We start from the raw sequence: 15,793 nt of genomic DNA, 5'->3' as shown, positions 1-15,793 counted from the left end.
GGGCCGGCGGCCGCAGGGCCGGCCGGACCGCCGGGGGGTCATTTACGGCCGGGCGTCCAGTCCATGCCCCACCCGTAGGCGTAGTCGATGGTGCGCTGCGGACTCACTCCGCGCTCGGGGACGAGATAGCGGGCCTCGCGCTGCACCGTGAGGTCTCCCCCGTTGTTGGTCAGGAGCGCCAGTGCGCAGACGGTGGACGGGACGGTGCATTCGTCGAGCGAGAAGTCGATCGGTGCGCCGTGCTGGGGCTGGAGAGTGACGGTCGCGTGGAGATCGGCGAAACTCCGGGCGCCTTCATAGATGGTGACGAAGATCAGGACGCGTCGGAGCTTGTTCTTGTGGTCGAGGTTGACGGTGAGGTTCTCGCCGGTGGCGACGGCGCCGGTGCGGTCGTCCCCGTCGAGATGGATATAAGGAGGGTGCTGGAGTGCGCCGAACGCGTTTCCCAGCGCCTGCACGACTCCCTTGCGGCCGTCGGTCAGTTCGTAGAGAGCGCAGAGATCGAGATCGAGGTCCGAGTGGTTGGCGACCGCTCTGCCGAGTTTGCTTCCCCAGCCCTTGAACTGTTTGCGCACTTCCCAGTTGAGATTGACGCGAAGCGCTCCCGAAGTGCCGCCCTGTTTGGCGAGGGAGACCGACGGCGCGTCCTTGGTGAGTGTCACCTTGGACAGGCGGACGGGCGCGGTGGCAGGGGGTCCGGACGGTGCCGGCGGTGCCGTCGGCGGTGCGGGCGGGACCGGTGGCAGGCGGTCGACCCGCGTTGCGCTCACAGGCTGTTGGGGCGTCTGGGGCTGGTGATACGGCTGAGTCCGCTGGGCCTGCTGTGGTTCATCGACGGAAATGCCGAAGTCGGTCGCGAGGCCTTCGAGGCCGGTGTCGTATCCCTGGCCGACGGCGCGGAATTTCCAGGCGCCCTGGCGCCGGTAGAGCTCCCCGAGAATGAACGCGGTCTCGACCGTCGCGTCCGCGCTGTCGAAGCGCGCGATCTCCCGGCCGCTCGCCGCGTCCGTGATCCGTACGTACAGCCCGGCCACCCGGCCGAAGGTGCCGCCGTCCGCGGAGGCCGCCAGGACCACGCGGTCGATGGCCGGCTCGACGCGGGCCAGGTCGACCGCGAGGTTGTCCGTCATCCCGCCACCGGCGGTCCGCTTGCCCTCGTGGCGCACCGCACCGGATGCGTGGGAGGGCTGGTTGTAAAAGACGAAGTCGGCGTCGCTGCGCACCTTTCCCGACACGAGAAGGAGCGCCGAGCCATCGACATCCGGTGTCCCCGGGGAGGCGCGCCACCCCAATTCGACCCGCACGGCCTGAGCCGCCACCGGAACATTGGCTCCTTTTAGCATGGTCATGCTCGCCCCCATCGCGAGTCCGGCTGCCCGAAAACTTTTCTCCGCCAACCTAATCCCCCGGACCGTCACACGGGTCGGGGACGTCCGGTCCCGGTCCCGCGATCCCCCGGTAACCTCCTGCGGACTTGCCCTTTACGCGATCTAAGCCTTGATCCACCGAGGTGGTTTGAGAGTGGTCTTTTGATCGGCTTCGGGTGGGATGGCCGGGTGAGGGCAGGTTGTGTCCGTTGGTCTGCCCAGCATTTCCACGGTTCGGTTCCGGTCGGGCCCTTGCGGGCGGGGCGGGCAGGGGCTGTTCGTATCAGAGGCTGTCGGGTGACCTCCGATCGGAAAGCGGACGCGGTCTGGTGCGTGCGATTCCAAGGCGCCGGGATGTCCTCGGATGGGGTCTCCCCTGCTCGAACGAAGTTGAGAGTTCGGGGAAGGAGCTACTAGGGCATTTCGGCAACGCGGGAAGCGTGCGTGCCAGACCGTGGCTGCCCGATTGGAGGTCACCCGACAGCCTCTCAGCCGGCCGGTCCGTGGGCGGTGGAGAACAGGTGTGTCCAGGCGTGCTGCCAGGGCCAGTTGTGCGGCAGGTGCAGGGTGATGCGGCGGGCAGAGCGGGCGATCCGGGCCGGAACGTGGACCAGGTGGGTGCGGACCGCGGCGGTGGTGGCCCTGGCGGCCGACGAATCCACCGGTAGTAGTGCTGACGGGCAAGCCCCAGGACCCGGCACGCAACCGCGACAGGGATCTTGTCGGCGGCGAGCTCTCTCACGAGCGGGTAGAGCCTTTTCCCGGCAGGTTCGCCTGCGACAGGTAGGCCGCCGCGCGGCGCAGGACCTCGTTCTCCTGCAACAGCCGGATCCGCTTCTTCACCCCATCGCCTGGACGCCTTCTTGCCGCGCTCGGCTCGGCCCCGCCGATACGTTGCCCGCCCGCCGGATCGGGCTTCCGTGTGCGGATCCGAGTCATCCGTCCGGGGACTCTGGTAGCGAAGAAGGCACATGCCCGGCCGGGGTGTGGCACGGTCCGGTCATGAAGCTGATCAGCGTCATTGCCGCGACAGTCGCAGGTGCCGCACTCGTTGGTGGGCCTGTGTCCGATGCGTCGGCGGAGCGGTACTGGAACAAGAAGGCGAAGTGCGAGGAGACCGATCCCGACGGGCGGGTGATTCCCACTCGGTACGGGAACGGCGATCTCGGCTGGAACCACTTCTCGGGGAAGCACAACATCCGGAAGTGCCGGGTCGTCGACGCGGCTCTGGCCGGAAAAGTGGACAAGAGGAGCGGGGGGCGCCTGGAGTACTACGGGGTCGCCCGCAACAACACCCACCTGGTCAATGTCGTGGTCATCGTGCAGTATGCCCGCCGCACCGCAGACGGCGAGTACGACGCGGGCAAGGGCAAGAAGATCGGTGTCATCACGGCCTACTGCAAGGGCGTCACCAAGTGCCCGAACTGGATCAACGAGTGAGCGGACTGTGCGCAGAGAGGGCCGAACAGCAGGCGTACATCACGCGCTTCCTCCTCGACTACACCGTTGTACCGCTCGCGGGCCGGACCTTTCTGCGCGGTGTTCTACCCACGCGGGACGCTGTCCGGATCGTGACCGGCGCCACCGACGCCGTGACGCCGAACGCGCTGGTCGCCTACGAGGTACCGCTCGTGGACGACGAAGACGAGCCGGTCACCGCTCCGCTGGCACTGGGCTGGGCACGCACGCTCGCATCCGGCGGCCCACCGTCCCCGGACGCGTCCGTGATGGGCATGGCACTGGTACGGGTGGACACCTCAGTCGTCGATCCAGCACCACCGGCACGCACGGACCAGGTACTGCGCGTCCTGCGGACACTGGCCTGGCCGGCCGTCGAGACACCCCCGCGCCCGGCGCTGTGCGGCTTCCTCGTCACCGGGCAGGACAGCATGCGGCTCTACGTCGCGGTCGAGGAAGCCGACGGTCTCATCGCCGCCGACGTACGCCTCACTGGCGCACTGACCGCCCTGCTTGCCGCACTCCCGGCACTCGTGCGCGAGGAAGAGCGCTGGACACCCGACACCGACCCTCACTGCCTCCACGCAGTCGACCTCACCACCTGGTGACAACCGGGCAGCGCGTTCCGACACGGGCCGGGAACCGGCCACGCCCGGCCCGACGGTGGTGTGCGGTTCACCCGGCCCGCATGCGCTCCGAGGAGCGGCGAGAGCGCAGGGCGATCAGAAGCCTTCAAGGTCGCCGTCCTCGTCGAGCAGACGCTGTTCTTCTTCACGCCATGATTCGAACGTGGCTGGCATGTCGAGCTCGGCCCCGGCCGGCGGACGGATCTCTCCCCGCACCAGGCGCAGCAGGAACTCGACCATTCCCATGTCGTGTGTGGTCCTGGCGACGGCTCCCGGGCCGGAAGATCGCCCCCCACTGCTCCGGCTCGCCTGAGCACCGCCACAGGAAGTCATCACCGGCCTCGTTCGACGCCCAGGTCAGCACCCCGAGCTGCCGCTCAGCGCGGACGCGTCGAGCGCGAGCAGCCAACGCAGCGTCAGGACCCGGCGGAAGGTACGTATCGGGGCCCTTCGTGGTCGCCTCAATCGCCCCTTCGAGACCGAATCCCTCGCCTGTACGCCAGGGATTCCGGGTCGGTGGTCTCGTCTTCGGTTTGGCCGCACGGGGGTCCGGAAAAGCGGGGGGCCCGAGTAGCGGGGGGCCCGAGTAGCGGCGCCGCCTGACGGTGCCTCGGGGCACGCGAAGAGGGTGTCCAAACTCGTTCTGTGACGAATGAACTGGACACCCTACTGACGGCACTGTACGTGAAGGTCGATGACGAGCTGGAGGCGGAGCGATGGACGGGCCGCCCGCCGCAGTTGAGCGATGCCGAACTGGTCACGCTCGCCGTGGCCCAGGCACTACTCAGCTTCCGCTCCGAAGCACGGTGGCTGCGGTACGCGCGCAAGAATCTCGCCGTGATGTTCCCGTACCACGCAGCAGTCCGGGTACAACAAGCGTCTCAAGGCCGCGCTGCCGCTGGTCAAGAAGGCGATACGGATGCTCGCGGTGGACGCGGACTTCTGGTTCGACAACCACTGGATCGCAGACTCGACACCTGTGGAGTGCGGGCGTTCGCGACCTACGGTCAGGCGGGCGGACCTTCGAGGGCGTCGCTGTCCGGGTCGCCCAGCGCATCCTCGCCTTGGCCGCCGCGATCTGGCGTAACCACGAGACCGGCGCCCCGATCACGCGGTCGCTGGTTGCGTTCGATCACTGAACACATCGGATTCATTCGTCTAGGAGCGGGTGGCGGTCGCGCAGCTGTTGCCCGTGGCCGCCCTGCCGTTGCTCGTGTCGATCGGCTTGCTGCGGTCGTACGGATCGACCTGGTGGGCCTCGCCGGCGGGCTGCTCGTCGGCCGTGCCGAAGGGTGGCACGAAGTAGCCGGTCGGGGCGGAGCAGCCGCCGTTGGTCATGTCGAGTGCGTACGAGACGAGGGACATCGTGCCCGGTTCGGTGATGACTTTGGCCGGGTCGTCCCAGCTCATCACCACCTGGCGCCGCACGATCGTACGGACGACCTCGGCGTCCCGCCCGCCGTCGCCTGCCGGGGTGACCGGGTATACGAAGGTGACGTCCGCCGTCACCTCGACCGCCCCTGTTTCCCCTCCTGGTATGTGAGCCGACCGCGTGTCTTGACCACGTCACCGACCAGCCGGGACTGCTCCGGTTGGAAGCGGCTGAACAACAGCAGCGGGTCGGTGTTGTCCGTGGGCGCCGTCGACGACAGGGCGGTGCGGAGATACTCCTGGATGTCCTTCTGATGCGGGTTCAGCAGCGCGATCGCCTTCGTGGGCCGCTCGCCGCGCAGCACGCGGGAGTCGAGCCCTGCGGCCACCAGGAAGTCCCGGCTCTGCCACAGTGCCCGCTCGACCTGGGCGGCGTCCATCCAGCCCGTCGCCTTGGCCGGTGGCACCGTGATCCCTGCCGCTCCGTCGGCCCAGCGGGCGGCAGGCGAACCCCGGAAGGGTTCGGCGAGCGTAGGGGGCAGATCCCGCTCGGCGCCGGTAGCCTCCCGCGGGCTTTCCGACTCGGCGGCCAGCGGCGCCCCGTCCTGCCCACCGTCGTTGCCACCGAACCAGCCGACGACCTGCTGCGGGAAGAGCCCCACGACCAGGAGGGCCACGACCGCCACCAGCCCGGTCACGTACCAGCCTGTCCTGCGCCGGGGCCGGGCCGGTGAGTACGTACGCCAGCCTTCCGGCTGCCCGGAGCGCTCCCGCAGCCGCCGCTCCACCTCACGGGCGCGCGCCGACGGCTCCACGGGGGCCCCGGCCGCACCCGTCACCGATTCACGGAGGAAGCGCTCCCACTCCTCTTCGGACACGGACGACCCGTCCTGCCCCCCAGCCCCGCTCACACCGCACTCCCGTTCCCGCTCGATGGCTCGATGGCTCGATGGCTCGGCCGTCTGATCAGTTGACTGTGCACCGGTCCATCGAGAGCCGCCCGTATGATCGCATGAGCAAGCCGCCAGCCTGCCGGGGCGGTAGGTGAAGTGTCAGGTCGCCGCGCTGTCCGCCGGCACGGGCGTGGGCGTGACATTTGACGACAGAACCTGTCGGTTAGACGACGCTGCCGGTCCAGTGCTTGACCGGTGCCTTGATGTCGGTGCCGGTACTGGTGAAGGTGAACAGGGAGTCGATCTGGCGGCCGTCGGCAGTGGTTCCGGTGCGGTAGAGGACGCCGATGTCGTGCTTGCCGTCCTTGTTGTAGTCGCCGGACGTCAGTCCGCTCGTGTTCCAGTTGAATGAGCCGGTGCTGGTCCAGACTTCACGAGGGGCGGCGAGGTCGGTGCCATTGCTGGTGAGGGTGAAGAGCGACGTGATGAACTTGCCGTCGGCCGACTTCCCGCGTCGTAGAAGGCAGCTACGTCCTCCTTGCCGTCGGTGTTGAAGTCCCCGGAAGTGACCTGGCTTTCCTGGGGGCGGGGCGCGGATCTGCCGGATCCATTCACCGAGGTCGTCCAGGCGGGTCTCCACGGCGCCGCTGCGGGTCTCGTCGGACTGTTCGACGCCGACGAGATGTCCCTGCCGACCGCCGAGTTCCTGGCGGCCTGCGGCCGGCACTATCGCGATGTCGGCGCGGCGCTCGCCGTCCTCGACATCGAATCGGACTGCTACCCGGTGGTGTGTCTGCGCGCGGCGCAGGCCGAGGAGTTGACGGCACTCGCCGGCCGTGCAGGGCTCACCGCTCGGAGTCTGGGGAACTGAAGGCGGTGCCGTGATGCGTAGTGGACGAAAAGACTGCGCTCCGGGTCGGCACGGACTACGAACTCCCGTTCCGGGCGTGGTCCGACGCCAGCAGGACTTCCTGAGGGACAAGCGCGGTGGAACCCGGCGCGGTGCAGGCATACGCCCCCGCCACGGCTCCCAGGCGGGCGCATTCCAGTGGATCCCGGCCGGCAAGTCTCCCGTACAGGAAGCCGCAGACATGCGCCTCCCCGGCGCCGTTGGAGTCCACCACCGGTGCGGGTGGGGTGGTCGCCGGGATGTGGTGCGGGGTGAAGCCGCCGTCCCGGGTGAGTACGTGGGAGCCGCCCGAGCCCGTCGTGTCGACCACGGTGTCAGCACGGCCCTCACGGAGGATCTCCCGCATCAGGGCGAAGGTGCCTTCGCCCGTGCCCGCCGCGCTGCGGAAGACGAGATCGGAGCGGAGTGCGAACTCCCGGTGATGGTCTGCCAGTCCGTCCCAGTCGTGCAGGTCCGTGGAGACGGGAACGCCGAGCTCCTCGATGTCGTCGTAGAGGAAACGGGCGAAATTCATGATGGACAGATGAACGTGACGGGTACGCCGCAGCCTCGGCAGATAGAAATCCCGGGGCATACTCAGATCGGCCGGGTCGCGGGCATCGTAGAACGACATCCGGCGTCCGGTCGCATCCACCAGGTTCACTGCCCGGCGGTTGCCCGCTGAGGAAATCAGCGGGGCAAACTCCACATCCCCCGCGGCCAGTCGCTCGCGCACCTGAGCACCGATCCAGTCGTCGCCGATCCAGTCCAGGAGTGCGACCTCAAGTCCGAGCGCCCGGGCGCCCGGGCGCCGAGGGCCACGTTCCCTCCGGTGTGGCCCGGCCATTCCTCGATCGGCCCGACATGGACCGAGTCGGCGAGCGGGACGGGCAGGGCATCGACCCGCACGATGGTGTGCACCCCACCGCCTCCGACAACCAGGACGTCGTACTCCGTGTGCTGTCGGGTCACCTCTGAGCCTTTCTGTTCCCGCAACAGCCCAGTATGCCGTGGACAGGAGCAGCCGCCTGCAGCCGTCTGCCGCCACCGCTGTCGTGGGCGGCACGGGTACCTGGGGCGGCACGGGGGGACTTGGGCGTGCAGCTACGTGTCGTCCGGAATCGGTGATGAACACACAGGCCGACACGGTCCACGAGTGGTGGCCGCTCGCTGTCCGCACCGCCTCACGCAGCCGGCCCGGCACCCGGTCCGCCCCGGTTGCCCACCACGGATCCGGCGCGTTTGAGGGTACGGATGACCGGAGCCGTCTCGACCGTGTCGACTCCCGTGAGCATGCTGTCGATCGCGTGGTAGAGCCCTGGACCATGAAGTACGGCCACTCCTCGGAGATCACACCGAGCTTCGCCGTACTCGGCGAGTAGCTCGTGGCGGGCGCGGGTGTACTCGCTGAACAGAACGAGGACGTAAGGCAAGGGGCCACCGCCGTTCCAGATCTTGCGGGGCGAAGAAATTCTCCATAGGCGTGCTGATAGGGCCCTCCAACGAAAAAGCCCCCTCAACCAACGAAAGCTTTATCGATGTCTTAGCAGGTCAGGCGGACAGAACCAGCGTAAAACGGATGACCCCAAGATTGGGACTCCCCAACCAGCACATCGTGGGCTTAACTTAGGTGTCATGACCTCCCCCCGCTCCACCTACGGCGGCGGCTACTACGCCGCACCGTCGTTCCCCGACACTCCGATCTACGACTCCCTGGTCGCGGAGCGGGGCACCCCTCAGATCGCTCCGATCCGAGTGCCTGCCGCCTATGACACCGGCAACAGCTATCTGCCGGCGCTCCCGGCGGCGCTGCCGGCTCTTCCCGCGGCACCTTCCCAACCCGGTCCGTCGTACGGCTACCAGCAGCCGCCGGCCCAGCAGGGTTACGCGCCGATGCAGCCCGCGCCGATGCAGCCCGCGCAGTTGCAACACGCCCCGGCGCCGTACATCCCGCAGCAGCCGACCGCGGCCCGTGGCGGGTATCAGGCGCCCCATCCGCAGCAACAGCAGCGGCCCGCGCCGGGCACGGGTTACGAGGCGATGCGTCCGGCGTCACCGCGCCCGGCCCCGGCGCCCTCGCCCTCGCCCTACGAGGACCCGTACAACCGCCCTTACCAGGGCCGGGGGTACTGAGCCGACGATCACACACGGTCGCGCGAAGTCGTCGTCGAGCCATGGGGACTCGACGGCGACTTCGGCGTTCCCGCACCGGACGGGCCGTCAGTCCGGCCCGGTGGACGGGAACTCACGAGGCTGGTCCGTGCATTGACCGGGGTGAGGTTGCTCTCTCTTCGCTCCTTCCGCGCGCGAAGCGTGCCGTATCAGGCTAAGACGGATACGGAAGGGGGTGCAGGACTGTGCGAGCGGTTACGGGTGTGTGGCGCTGGCGGCACAATCCCCTGCGCCGCGCCACTGACCGGCGCGAGGCATGGGTGGCTCTTGTCGCGTTGCTCCTCATGGTGCTGGCGGCACCGGCACTGGGCTGGGTGTGCGGGGCGCACACCGACGACGCCCTGCAGAAATCGGTACGGGCCCAGCGGGCCGGACGTCATGCCACCACCGCGGTCGTGGTGCGGCGGTCACCGCGAGCGGCGCGCGTCGTCGCCGATCCCGAGATTTCCTCGGAGCGCGGCTCGCAGACCTCGGTGGTGGCGCGCTGGAAGGCCCCGGACGGCACGAACCGGCGCGGCACCGTGACGACCTCCTCCCGGAAGACCGGCCCCGGTGCCGAAGTGGAGATCTGGACGGACCTCGACGGCCGCCCCGTATCGCGCCCCATGGACGCTCCGACCGCCCGCGCCCACGCCGTGCTGGCCGGGTTCGGGGCGATGCTGCTCACCCTCGGACTGATCGAGGGCGTCCGACAACTGATCGTCCGGCACATGGTGCGGGGGCGGTACACCCGGATCGACCGGGACTGGGCCGAGACCGGTCCGGACTGGGGCAGGACCGGGACCGGCAGCTGATCAGCTGCTGATCGGGGCAACTCCCGCCCGCCGCGCGCGCTACGGTGGACCGGCCCGCCCGCTTTCCCGGTGGGCGGTCCCGGGATTCGCCGCTGCCGCAAGGCCGGTGACACGGGCATCACGCACGCACGAGGTGGGGGCACAACAGCGCCATGGCACAGGGCACGGTCCAGGTGACGCACACCGGCACATCGCGGTGGCGGCGCCGCACAGGCGAATACGCCTCCCTCACCGCAGCCCTGGAGGCCGCGGCCGACGGCGATGTCCTCACCATCGCACCGGGCACCTACCGGGAGAATCTGATCCTGCACCGCGCGGTGACCCTGCGCGGACCCGAGGGCTCCGTCGGTTCCGTGCGGATCGCGCCGGCCGACGGCGTGCCGCTGACCATCCGCGCCTCCGCCGTCGTCTCGGACCTCCATGTGGAGGGCCAGGACTCGACGGCCCCCGCGCTGCTGGTCGAGGACGGCGCAGCGGAGATCGCGGACCTGCGGATCGTCACACGTTCCGCCGCCGGGATCGAGGTGCGCGGCACGGCCCGGCCGACCGTGCGCCGCTGCACGGTCGACAACCCCGCCGGGGTCGGCATCGCCGTACTCGACGGCGCGGGCGGCGTGTTCGAGGAGTGCGAGGTTGTCTCCGCCGGGCAGTCCGGCGTCTCGGTGCGCAACGGCGCGCATCCGCGGCTGGAGCGCTGCCGGATCCATCACGCGTCGGGCGCGGGTCTGAGCGTCACCGGAGAGGGCAGTGCCCTGGAGGGCGTCGGCTGCGAGGTGTACGAGATCAAGGGCAGCGGGATACAGGTGACCGCCCGCGCGGCCGCCCACCTCACCGACTGCACGGTGCACCGCACTTCGGCGGACGGCGTCACGCTCGACACCGACGCCGTGCTGACGCTCGCCGACTGCGACATCCACGACATCCCGGAGAACGCGGTGGATCTGCGCTCCCGTTCGGTCCTCACCCTGACCCGCTCCACGGTGCGCCGCTTCGGCCGCAACGGCCTCTCGGTCTGGGATCCCGGCACCCGTGTCGACGCCAACCAGTGCGAGATCCATGACAGTACGGGCGACTATCCGGCGGTCTGGGTGAGCGACGGGGCGACCGTGATACTGGACTCCTGCCGGGTCCACGACGTGCCGGACGCCATCTTCGTCCTCGACCGGGGCTCGCGCGCCGATGTCGTCGACAGCGATCTGTCCCAGGTCCGCAACACCGCGGTGTCGGTGAGCGACGGGGCGACCGCACAGCTGGACGACTGCCGCATCCGTGAGGCGTCCACCGGCGCCTGGTTCCGCGACCACGGCAGCGGAGGCACGCTGAACAACTGCACCATCGACACGGCACAGACCGGAGTGATCGTCACCAAGGGCGCCGACCCGACGATCGAGCGCTGCACGGTCACCTCGCCCGCCGAGGCCGGTTTCTACGTCTCCGCCGAGGGCCGCGGCACGTTCGACAGTTGCCGGGTCACCGGTAGCGACGGCTACGGCTTCCATGTGATGGACGGTTGCCGTACGACGCTGACCCGTTGCCGGACCGAGCGGTGCGCACGCGGTGGATACGAGTTTGCCGAGCCGCCCGCCGCGCACGGTGACGGCCAGGGAACCGGCCCCGTCGTGGAGGACTGCACGAGCGACGAGAGCGCGCTGCGCTCCCCCGCTCCCCCGGCGCCCACCGTGCTGACGGCGACCCAGTCGGCCCCCGGGCTGCTCGGCGGGGTCCCCGGGCAGCGTGCCGTCGAGCCCGCCCCGGCCGAGGCGCCCGCCACCGAGCCGGCGCGCGCGTCGGACGCGGTGCTCGGGGAGTTGGACGCACTGGTGGGCCTGGACAGCGTCAAGCGGGAGGTGCGCGCCCTCACCGACATGATCGAGGTGGGCCGCCGGCGCCAGGAGGCCGGGCTCAAGGCCGCGTCGGTCCGGCGCCACCTCGTCTTCACCGGCTCCCCCGGCACCGGCAAGACCACCGTGGCCCGGCTGTACGGCGAGATCCTCGCCTCGCTCGGGGTACTGGAACGGGGCCATCTGATCGAGGTGTCCCGCGTCGATCTGGTCGGTGAGCACATCGGCTCGACCGCCATCCGCACGCAGGAGGCCTTCGACCGGGCGCGCGGCGGGGTGCTGTTCGTCGACGAGGCGTACGCCCTGTCGCCCGAGGACTCCGGCCGGGACTTCGGCCGGGAGGCGATCGACACGCTGGTGAAGCTGATGGAGGACCACCGGGACGCGGTGGTCGTCATCGTCGCCGGTTACACCCACGAGATGGAGCGGTTCCTCACCGTCAACCCCGGGGTGGCGTCCCGTTTCTCCCGGACCATCACCTTCAGCGACTACGAGCCCGCCGAACTGCTGCGGATCGTCGGGCAGCAGGCCGACGAGCACGAGTACAGCCTGGCCTCCGGGACCGGGGAGGCGCTGCTGAAGTACTTCACCGAGCTGCCCAAGGGCCCGGCGTTCGGCAACGGCCGCACCGCGCGCCAGACCTTCGAGTCGATGGTGGAGCGGCACGCGGGACGGGTCGCCCAGCTCGCCGAGCCGAGCACGGACGACCTCACCCTGCTCTACCCCGAGGACTTGCCGGAACTGCCCTGACTCCGCGGGGCCTCGGAGCCGTCCTCCCCGCCGGCCTGGCGGGGCAGGACCGGGTCGAGCCGCTCCAGCAGCGCGGCCCGTTCCTGGGCGAAGACCGGGTCGGCCTGGTAGTCCGAGTGCCCCAGAACGGCTTCGGGCAGCGGATGTTCGGGGGTCCGCCCGTAGACCAGGGGGTCCTTCAGCGGGCCGCGGTCCACCTCGGGCCCGGGTCCCTCGTCGAGCCGGACCCGGCCGCCGATGGGGTCGGTGGCCCGCCACAGATTGCGCCAGCAGTGCACGGACCGGTGCAGCGCGTGCAGCGGTCCCGGGCCGAAGTAGGCCGGGAACCAGCGCCCGTACAGTCGCTCGATCGGCGAGCCGTAGGTGAGCAGGGCGACCCGGCTCCGGGTGTGGGCGGGCAGCTGCCAGACCGCGGACGCCGCGAGGACGCTGCCCTGGGAATGCCCGGAGATGACGAGCCTGCCGCGGGTGAGCCCGGTCCAGCCGGACATCCGTGACGCCAGGTCGGGAACGGCGCGCTCGGCGTAGCAGGGCGGTGCGAAGGGGTGGGCGGCGCGCGGCCAGAACGTACCGACGTCCCAGAGGATGCCGATGGTGCGCCGGGCCGAGGCGTCGCGGTAGGCGCGGCGGCCCCAGGTGACGAAGAGTATGAAGCCGAGTCCGACCATCCAGGAGCCGGTCGACTGGGCGGCCTGGGCGGCGGACTCGATGAACGGGCCGTTGCCCTTCATCGCGAGACCGGGCACCTCTCCGCTCACCCAGGCCCCGCAGACCGCCGCCGCGCCGAGCAGCAGGGTGGCGCCGCAGACCGGACCGAGGATCCAGGGCGCGGAGTCGGTGAGGGCGGCCGTGGCCTGGATCCGGGCGATCTGCCGGGTCCGGGCGGGGTCCGGCCGTTCCTCCTCGTACTCCTGATCGATACGGGGCTCCAGGGCGCGGGCGGCCAGCCAGGTCCGTACGAGCAGCAGGAGGGCGGGGACGGCCAGCAGCACCAGGAGCACGGGGATGACGGAGGCCTGCCAGCTGAGCAGCACCGGCGGTCCCTCGATGACGGAGCTCCTGCCCATGCCGGGGGTGCCGGGGCCGTCGAGCCAGTCGGCGACGCGCTGGGAGACCCCGCCGCTCATGACGCCGCCGAGGGCGCAGGCGAGCATCGCGACCACGGGCCCGCCGAGTCCATACATGACGGTGCGGGGTTCGGGGGTCCGGCGGTACAGGCTCAGCGACACCACGGCGAGTACGACGACGAGTACCCCCTGGCCGAGCGTGATGACGCTGAAGGCGAGGTCTCCGGGCAGGGCACCGGCGGAGACCCAGTCGGGACGGGACCAGGCGGCGTACGCCGCGGCGAGGACGAGCAGGGCCAGGGCCGCGCCGGGCAGATAGGTGATGAGGGCACGGTCGAGGCGGTTGTCGAGACGTCGTTCGCTGCGGCCGCGGCGGCAGACCACCCAGAGCACGACGATGCCGCCCAGGACCAGTGCCGCCTCGATCAGCCGGCCGAGGATACCGGGCACGGGACCGGTGACGGCGCGGTCGTGGCGGGCGGCTGCGCCCGCGACCGACGCGGCGACGGTCAGGAATCCGGCGGCGGTGTGGGCGGCGCGCAGCCGGGCGACCAGGCGGCGGCCGTACCAGAATCCGGGCCGGCCGAGGGCAGGGCGGCCGACGGGCGCGGTGCCGGTGGTGTCCGGTGCGGGGGCGGGCGCCGGGTCGAGGTCGTCGTCGTCCGGTTCGGTTCCGGTGAGCGGGCGCTGTGATTCGTACGCGCTCCAGGTCCGGTTGGACAGGAACCAGAGGAGCACCACCAGGGCGGTGGGCACCAGTGCGGCAAGGGCGAGCCTGCGGCCCGGCTGGGACCACCAGCCGCCCTGCGCCGTGGACAGGAAGCCGAGCCAGGACCGCTGGTTCGAGCAGTCCGGCACGCCCGCGCACTGCCAGGCCGTCAGATCGAGCGCGACCTCGCAGGCCGCCGCGGTCAGCAGGACCGTGAGGCTGAGCGCGACGAGCCGGACGAGGACGCCGTACAGGCGCACCGCGCGGGTGCGGGACCGGGCGGTGGGGCGCATCCAGTGGGCGAGGTTGACCACCATGAACGGGAGCAGCAGCAGCCACAGGGCGCGGGAGCCGTTGCCGGAGGTCAGGTTGGACCAGCAGTAGGCCTCGGGAATGGGCCGGTCGCGGTACCGCTCCGGGTGCTGTTCGGCGTCCGTGTCCTCGGCCCGCCGGTAGATGGCGGCGGTGGCGTCGCCGGTGAGGCGGACCGTACGCGGATCGTCGAGCATCTCCTGGGGGGTGGCGCCGCCCACGCCGTGGACCAGCAATTCCAGCGCGGGCCCCGGACTCTGCGGGGCCTGGGTGGCAGGTGGCACTGGAGTGACTCGCTCTCTCGGTTGTGGGGGGAGTGTTGACGCGTGGTCATCAGAATCGTGGCAGCGGGCCGGCGGCCGCGCCTCTCTCACGGAATCTCCCCAGTGCGGCGGCAGGCGACACCGCGTGGCAGGATGACCCCGTTCGAAGAGACTGCTGCACGGCCAGAAGGAAGGACCGGACCCGGCGTTGAGCGAGAATCAGAACCTGCTCGCGGAGCAGCGGCGCGCCCTGATCCTCGACGAAGTGCGCAGGCGCGGCGGGGCCCGGGTCAATGAGCTGACCCGCAAGCTGAATGTCTCCGACATGACGGTGCGCCGGGACCTGGACGCGTTGGCCCGTCAGGGGGTCATCGAGAAGGTGCACGGCGGGGCCGTTCCGGTGGTCGAGGCCAGTACGCACGAGCCCGGATTCGAGGCGAAGTCGGCGCTGGAGCTGACCGCCAAGGAGGACATCGCGCGAGCGGCGGCGGCCATGGCGGTGCCCGGCAGCGCCATCGCGCTCTCCGGTGGCACGACGACGTACGCGCTCGCCCAGCAGCTGCTGGACGTACCGGATCTGACGGTGGTGACCAACTCGGTGCGGGTCGCCGATGTCTTCCACTCCGCCCAGCGGTCGGGGGGCGCGGCCGGAGCGCGGCCCGGGGCCGCCACGGTGGTGCTCACCGGCGGGGTGCGGACCCCTTCGGACTCGCTGGTCGGTCCGGTCGCCGATCAGGCGATCGCCTCGCTCCATTTCGATGTGCTGTTCCTCGGGGTGCACGGGATCTCGGTGGAGGCCGGGCTCTCGACGCCGAATCTGGCGGAGGCCGAGACCAACCGTCGTTTCGTCCAGTCGGCCCGGCGGGTGGTGGTGGTCGCCGACCACACCAAGTGGGGCACGGTGGGCCTGAGTTCGTTCGCGACGCTGGAGCAGGTGGACACGTTCGTGACGGACGCGGGGCTGTCGGACGCCGCCCGTGAGGAGATCGAGGAGCATCTGCCGGGCCTGGTGGTGACGGGCCGGACCGCGGACAGCGGCGCCTGAGAGCCTGTCGGGTGACCTTCGATCGGAGAGCGGACGCGGCATGGTGCGTGCGATTCCAAGGCGCCGGGATGGCCTCGGATGGGGCCTCCCCTGCTCGAACGAAGTTGAGAGTTCGGGGAAGGAGCTACTAGGGCATTTCGGCAACGCCGGAAGCGTGCGTGCCAGGGCGTGGCCGCCCGATCAGAGGTCACCCGACAGGCTCTGAGCCGCCGGACCATGCGCGGGTTCCGCTCGGC

General features: G+C 70.3%; 12 protein-coding genes and 3 pseudogenes. 8 read left to right on the top strand and 7 right to left on the bottom strand.

Annotated elements, in window-relative coordinates:
• Nucleotides 1-38: 38 nt before the first annotated feature.
• Together ACFVX4_RS29975 and ACFVX4_RS29970 are read right to left on the bottom strand one after the other, a co-directional pair.
• Nucleotides 39-1,361, bottom strand: a complete 1,323-nt coding sequence (locus ACFVX4_RS29975) for a TerD family protein (RefSeq protein WP_389982999.1) — start codon at nucleotides 1,359-1,361, stop codon at nucleotides 39-41.
• Between the two features lie 494 nt (nucleotides 1,362-1,855).
• Nucleotides 1,856-2,029, bottom strand: a complete 174-nt coding sequence (locus ACFVX4_RS29970; protein ID WP_389982996.1) for a hypothetical protein — start codon at nucleotides 2,027-2,029, stop codon at nucleotides 1,856-1,858.
• Nucleotides 2,030-2,369: 340 nt separating this feature from the next.
• On the opposite strand from ACFVX4_RS29970, the gene ACFVX4_RS29965 reads away from it, so the two are divergent.
• Together ACFVX4_RS29965 and ACFVX4_RS29960 are read left to right on the top strand one after the other, a co-directional pair.
• Nucleotides 2,370-2,807, top strand: a complete 438-nt coding sequence (locus tag ACFVX4_RS29965) for a hypothetical protein (protein ID WP_389982993.1) — start codon at nucleotides 2,370-2,372, stop codon at nucleotides 2,805-2,807.
• Entirely contained in the window at nucleotides 2,804-3,433 is a 630-nt protein-coding gene (locus ACFVX4_RS29960; RefSeq protein ID WP_389982990.1) for a hypothetical protein, read from the top strand. The genes ACFVX4_RS29965 and ACFVX4_RS29960 overlap by 4 nt, the downstream gene beginning before the upstream one ends.
• Before the next feature lie 114 nt (nucleotides 3,434-3,547).
• Here the strand turns inward: ACFVX4_RS29960 and ACFVX4_RS29955 are convergent, their stop codons facing one another.
• The gene (locus tag ACFVX4_RS29955) at nucleotides 3,548-3,697 is read right to left on the bottom strand and encodes a hypothetical protein (protein ID WP_389982987.1); all 150 of its coding nucleotides are present in this window, start codon (nucleotides 3,695-3,697) and stop codon (nucleotides 3,548-3,550) included.
• 399 nt (nucleotides 3,698-4,096) lie between these two features.
• On the opposite strand from ACFVX4_RS29955, the pseudogene ACFVX4_RS29950 reads away from it, so the two are divergent.
• Nucleotides 4,097-4,481: pseudogene (locus ACFVX4_RS29950) on the top strand (IS982 family transposase); the annotation flags it as partial.
• A 128-nt stretch (nucleotides 4,482-4,609) separates the two neighbouring features.
• Here ACFVX4_RS29950 and ACFVX4_RS29945 read toward each other — a convergent pair.
• Both ACFVX4_RS29945 and ACFVX4_RS29940 read right to left on the bottom strand, forming a co-directional pair.
• A pseudogene (locus ACFVX4_RS29945) lies at nucleotides 4,610-5,700 on the bottom strand (hypothetical protein).
• 238 nt (nucleotides 5,701-5,938) lie between these two features.
• Nucleotides 5,939-6,355, bottom strand: a complete 417-nt coding sequence (locus tag ACFVX4_RS29940) for a hypothetical protein (RefSeq protein WP_389982984.1) — start codon at nucleotides 6,353-6,355, stop codon at nucleotides 5,939-5,941.
• A gap of 42 nt (nucleotides 6,356-6,397) precedes the next feature.
• On the opposite strand from ACFVX4_RS29940, the gene ACFVX4_RS29935 reads away from it, so the two are divergent.
• Complete coding sequence (locus ACFVX4_RS29935; RefSeq protein WP_389982981.1) at nucleotides 6,398-6,586, top strand: hypothetical protein; 189 nt, start codon at nucleotides 6,398-6,400, stop codon at nucleotides 6,584-6,586.
• 55 nt (nucleotides 6,587-6,641) lie between these two features.
• On the opposite strand, the pseudogene ACFVX4_RS29930 reads toward ACFVX4_RS29935, so the two are convergent.
• Nucleotides 6,642-7,516: pseudogene (locus ACFVX4_RS29930) on the bottom strand (carbohydrate kinase family protein).
• Nucleotides 7,517-8,239: 723 nt separating this feature from the next.
• On the opposite strand from ACFVX4_RS29930, the gene ACFVX4_RS29925 reads away from it, so the two are divergent.
• The 3 genes from ACFVX4_RS29925 to ACFVX4_RS29915 all read left to right on the top strand — a co-directional run bounded on the left by ACFVX4_RS29925 (nucleotide 8,240) and on the right by ACFVX4_RS29915 (nucleotide 12,161).
• Complete coding sequence (locus ACFVX4_RS29925) at nucleotides 8,240-8,737, top strand: DUF6643 family protein (protein ID WP_389982978.1); 498 nt, start codon at nucleotides 8,240-8,242, stop codon at nucleotides 8,735-8,737.
• 224 nt (nucleotides 8,738-8,961) lie between these two features.
• Nucleotides 8,962-9,570, top strand: a complete 609-nt coding sequence (locus tag ACFVX4_RS29920; protein ID WP_389982975.1) for a hypothetical protein — start codon at nucleotides 8,962-8,964, stop codon at nucleotides 9,568-9,570.
• Between the two features lie 152 nt (nucleotides 9,571-9,722).
• Nucleotides 9,723-12,161, top strand: a complete 2,439-nt coding sequence (locus ACFVX4_RS29915) for a right-handed parallel beta-helix repeat-containing protein (RefSeq protein ID WP_389982972.1) — start codon at nucleotides 9,723-9,725, stop codon at nucleotides 12,159-12,161.
• Here ACFVX4_RS29915 and ACFVX4_RS29910 read toward each other — a convergent pair.
• Nucleotides 12,131-14,533, bottom strand: a complete 2,403-nt coding sequence (locus tag ACFVX4_RS29910) for a hypothetical protein (protein ID WP_389982969.1) — start codon at nucleotides 14,531-14,533, stop codon at nucleotides 12,131-12,133. The genes ACFVX4_RS29915 and ACFVX4_RS29910 overlap by 31 nt on opposite strands.
• A gap of 187 nt (nucleotides 14,534-14,720) precedes the next feature.
• On the opposite strand from ACFVX4_RS29910, the gene ACFVX4_RS29905 reads away from it, so the two are divergent.
• Complete coding sequence (locus ACFVX4_RS29905) at nucleotides 14,721-15,557, top strand: DeoR/GlpR family DNA-binding transcription regulator (RefSeq protein WP_389982966.1); 837 nt, start codon at nucleotides 14,721-14,723, stop codon at nucleotides 15,555-15,557.
• Nucleotides 15,558-15,793 lie beyond the last annotated feature (236 nt).

The sequence above is a fragment of the Streptomyces sp. NPDC058240 genome (assembly GCF_042882135.1).
Classification (GTDB): Bacteria; Actinomycetota; Actinomycetes; order Streptomycetales; family Streptomycetaceae; genus Streptomyces.
This window is presented reverse-complemented; position numbering and strand designations above follow the sequence as displayed.

Bases quoted from the DNA above. Each gene is read 5' to 3' on its own strand.
- ACFVX4_RS29965 (WP_389982993.1), top strand. From the start codon at position 2,370: ATGAAGCTGATCAGCGTCATTGCCGCGACAGTCGCAGGTGCCGCACTC.
- ACFVX4_RS29915 (WP_389982972.1), top strand. From the start codon at position 9,723: ATGGCACAGGGCACGGTCCAGGTGACGCACACCGGCACATCGCGGTGG.
- ACFVX4_RS29935 (WP_389982981.1), top strand. From the start codon at position 6,398: ATGTCCCTGCCGACCGCCGAGTTCCTGGCGGCCTGCGGCCGGCACTAT.
- ACFVX4_RS29925 (WP_389982978.1), top strand. From the start codon at position 8,240: ATGACCTCCCCCCGCTCCACCTACGGCGGCGGCTACTACGCCGCACCG.
- ACFVX4_RS29975 (WP_389982999.1), bottom strand. From the start codon at position 1,361: ATGGGGGCGAGCATGACCATGCTAAAAGGAGCCAATGTTCCGGTGGCG.
- ACFVX4_RS29955 (WP_389982987.1), bottom strand. From the start codon at position 3,697: ATGGGAATGGTCGAGTTCCTGCTGCGCCTGGTGCGGGGAGAGATCCGT.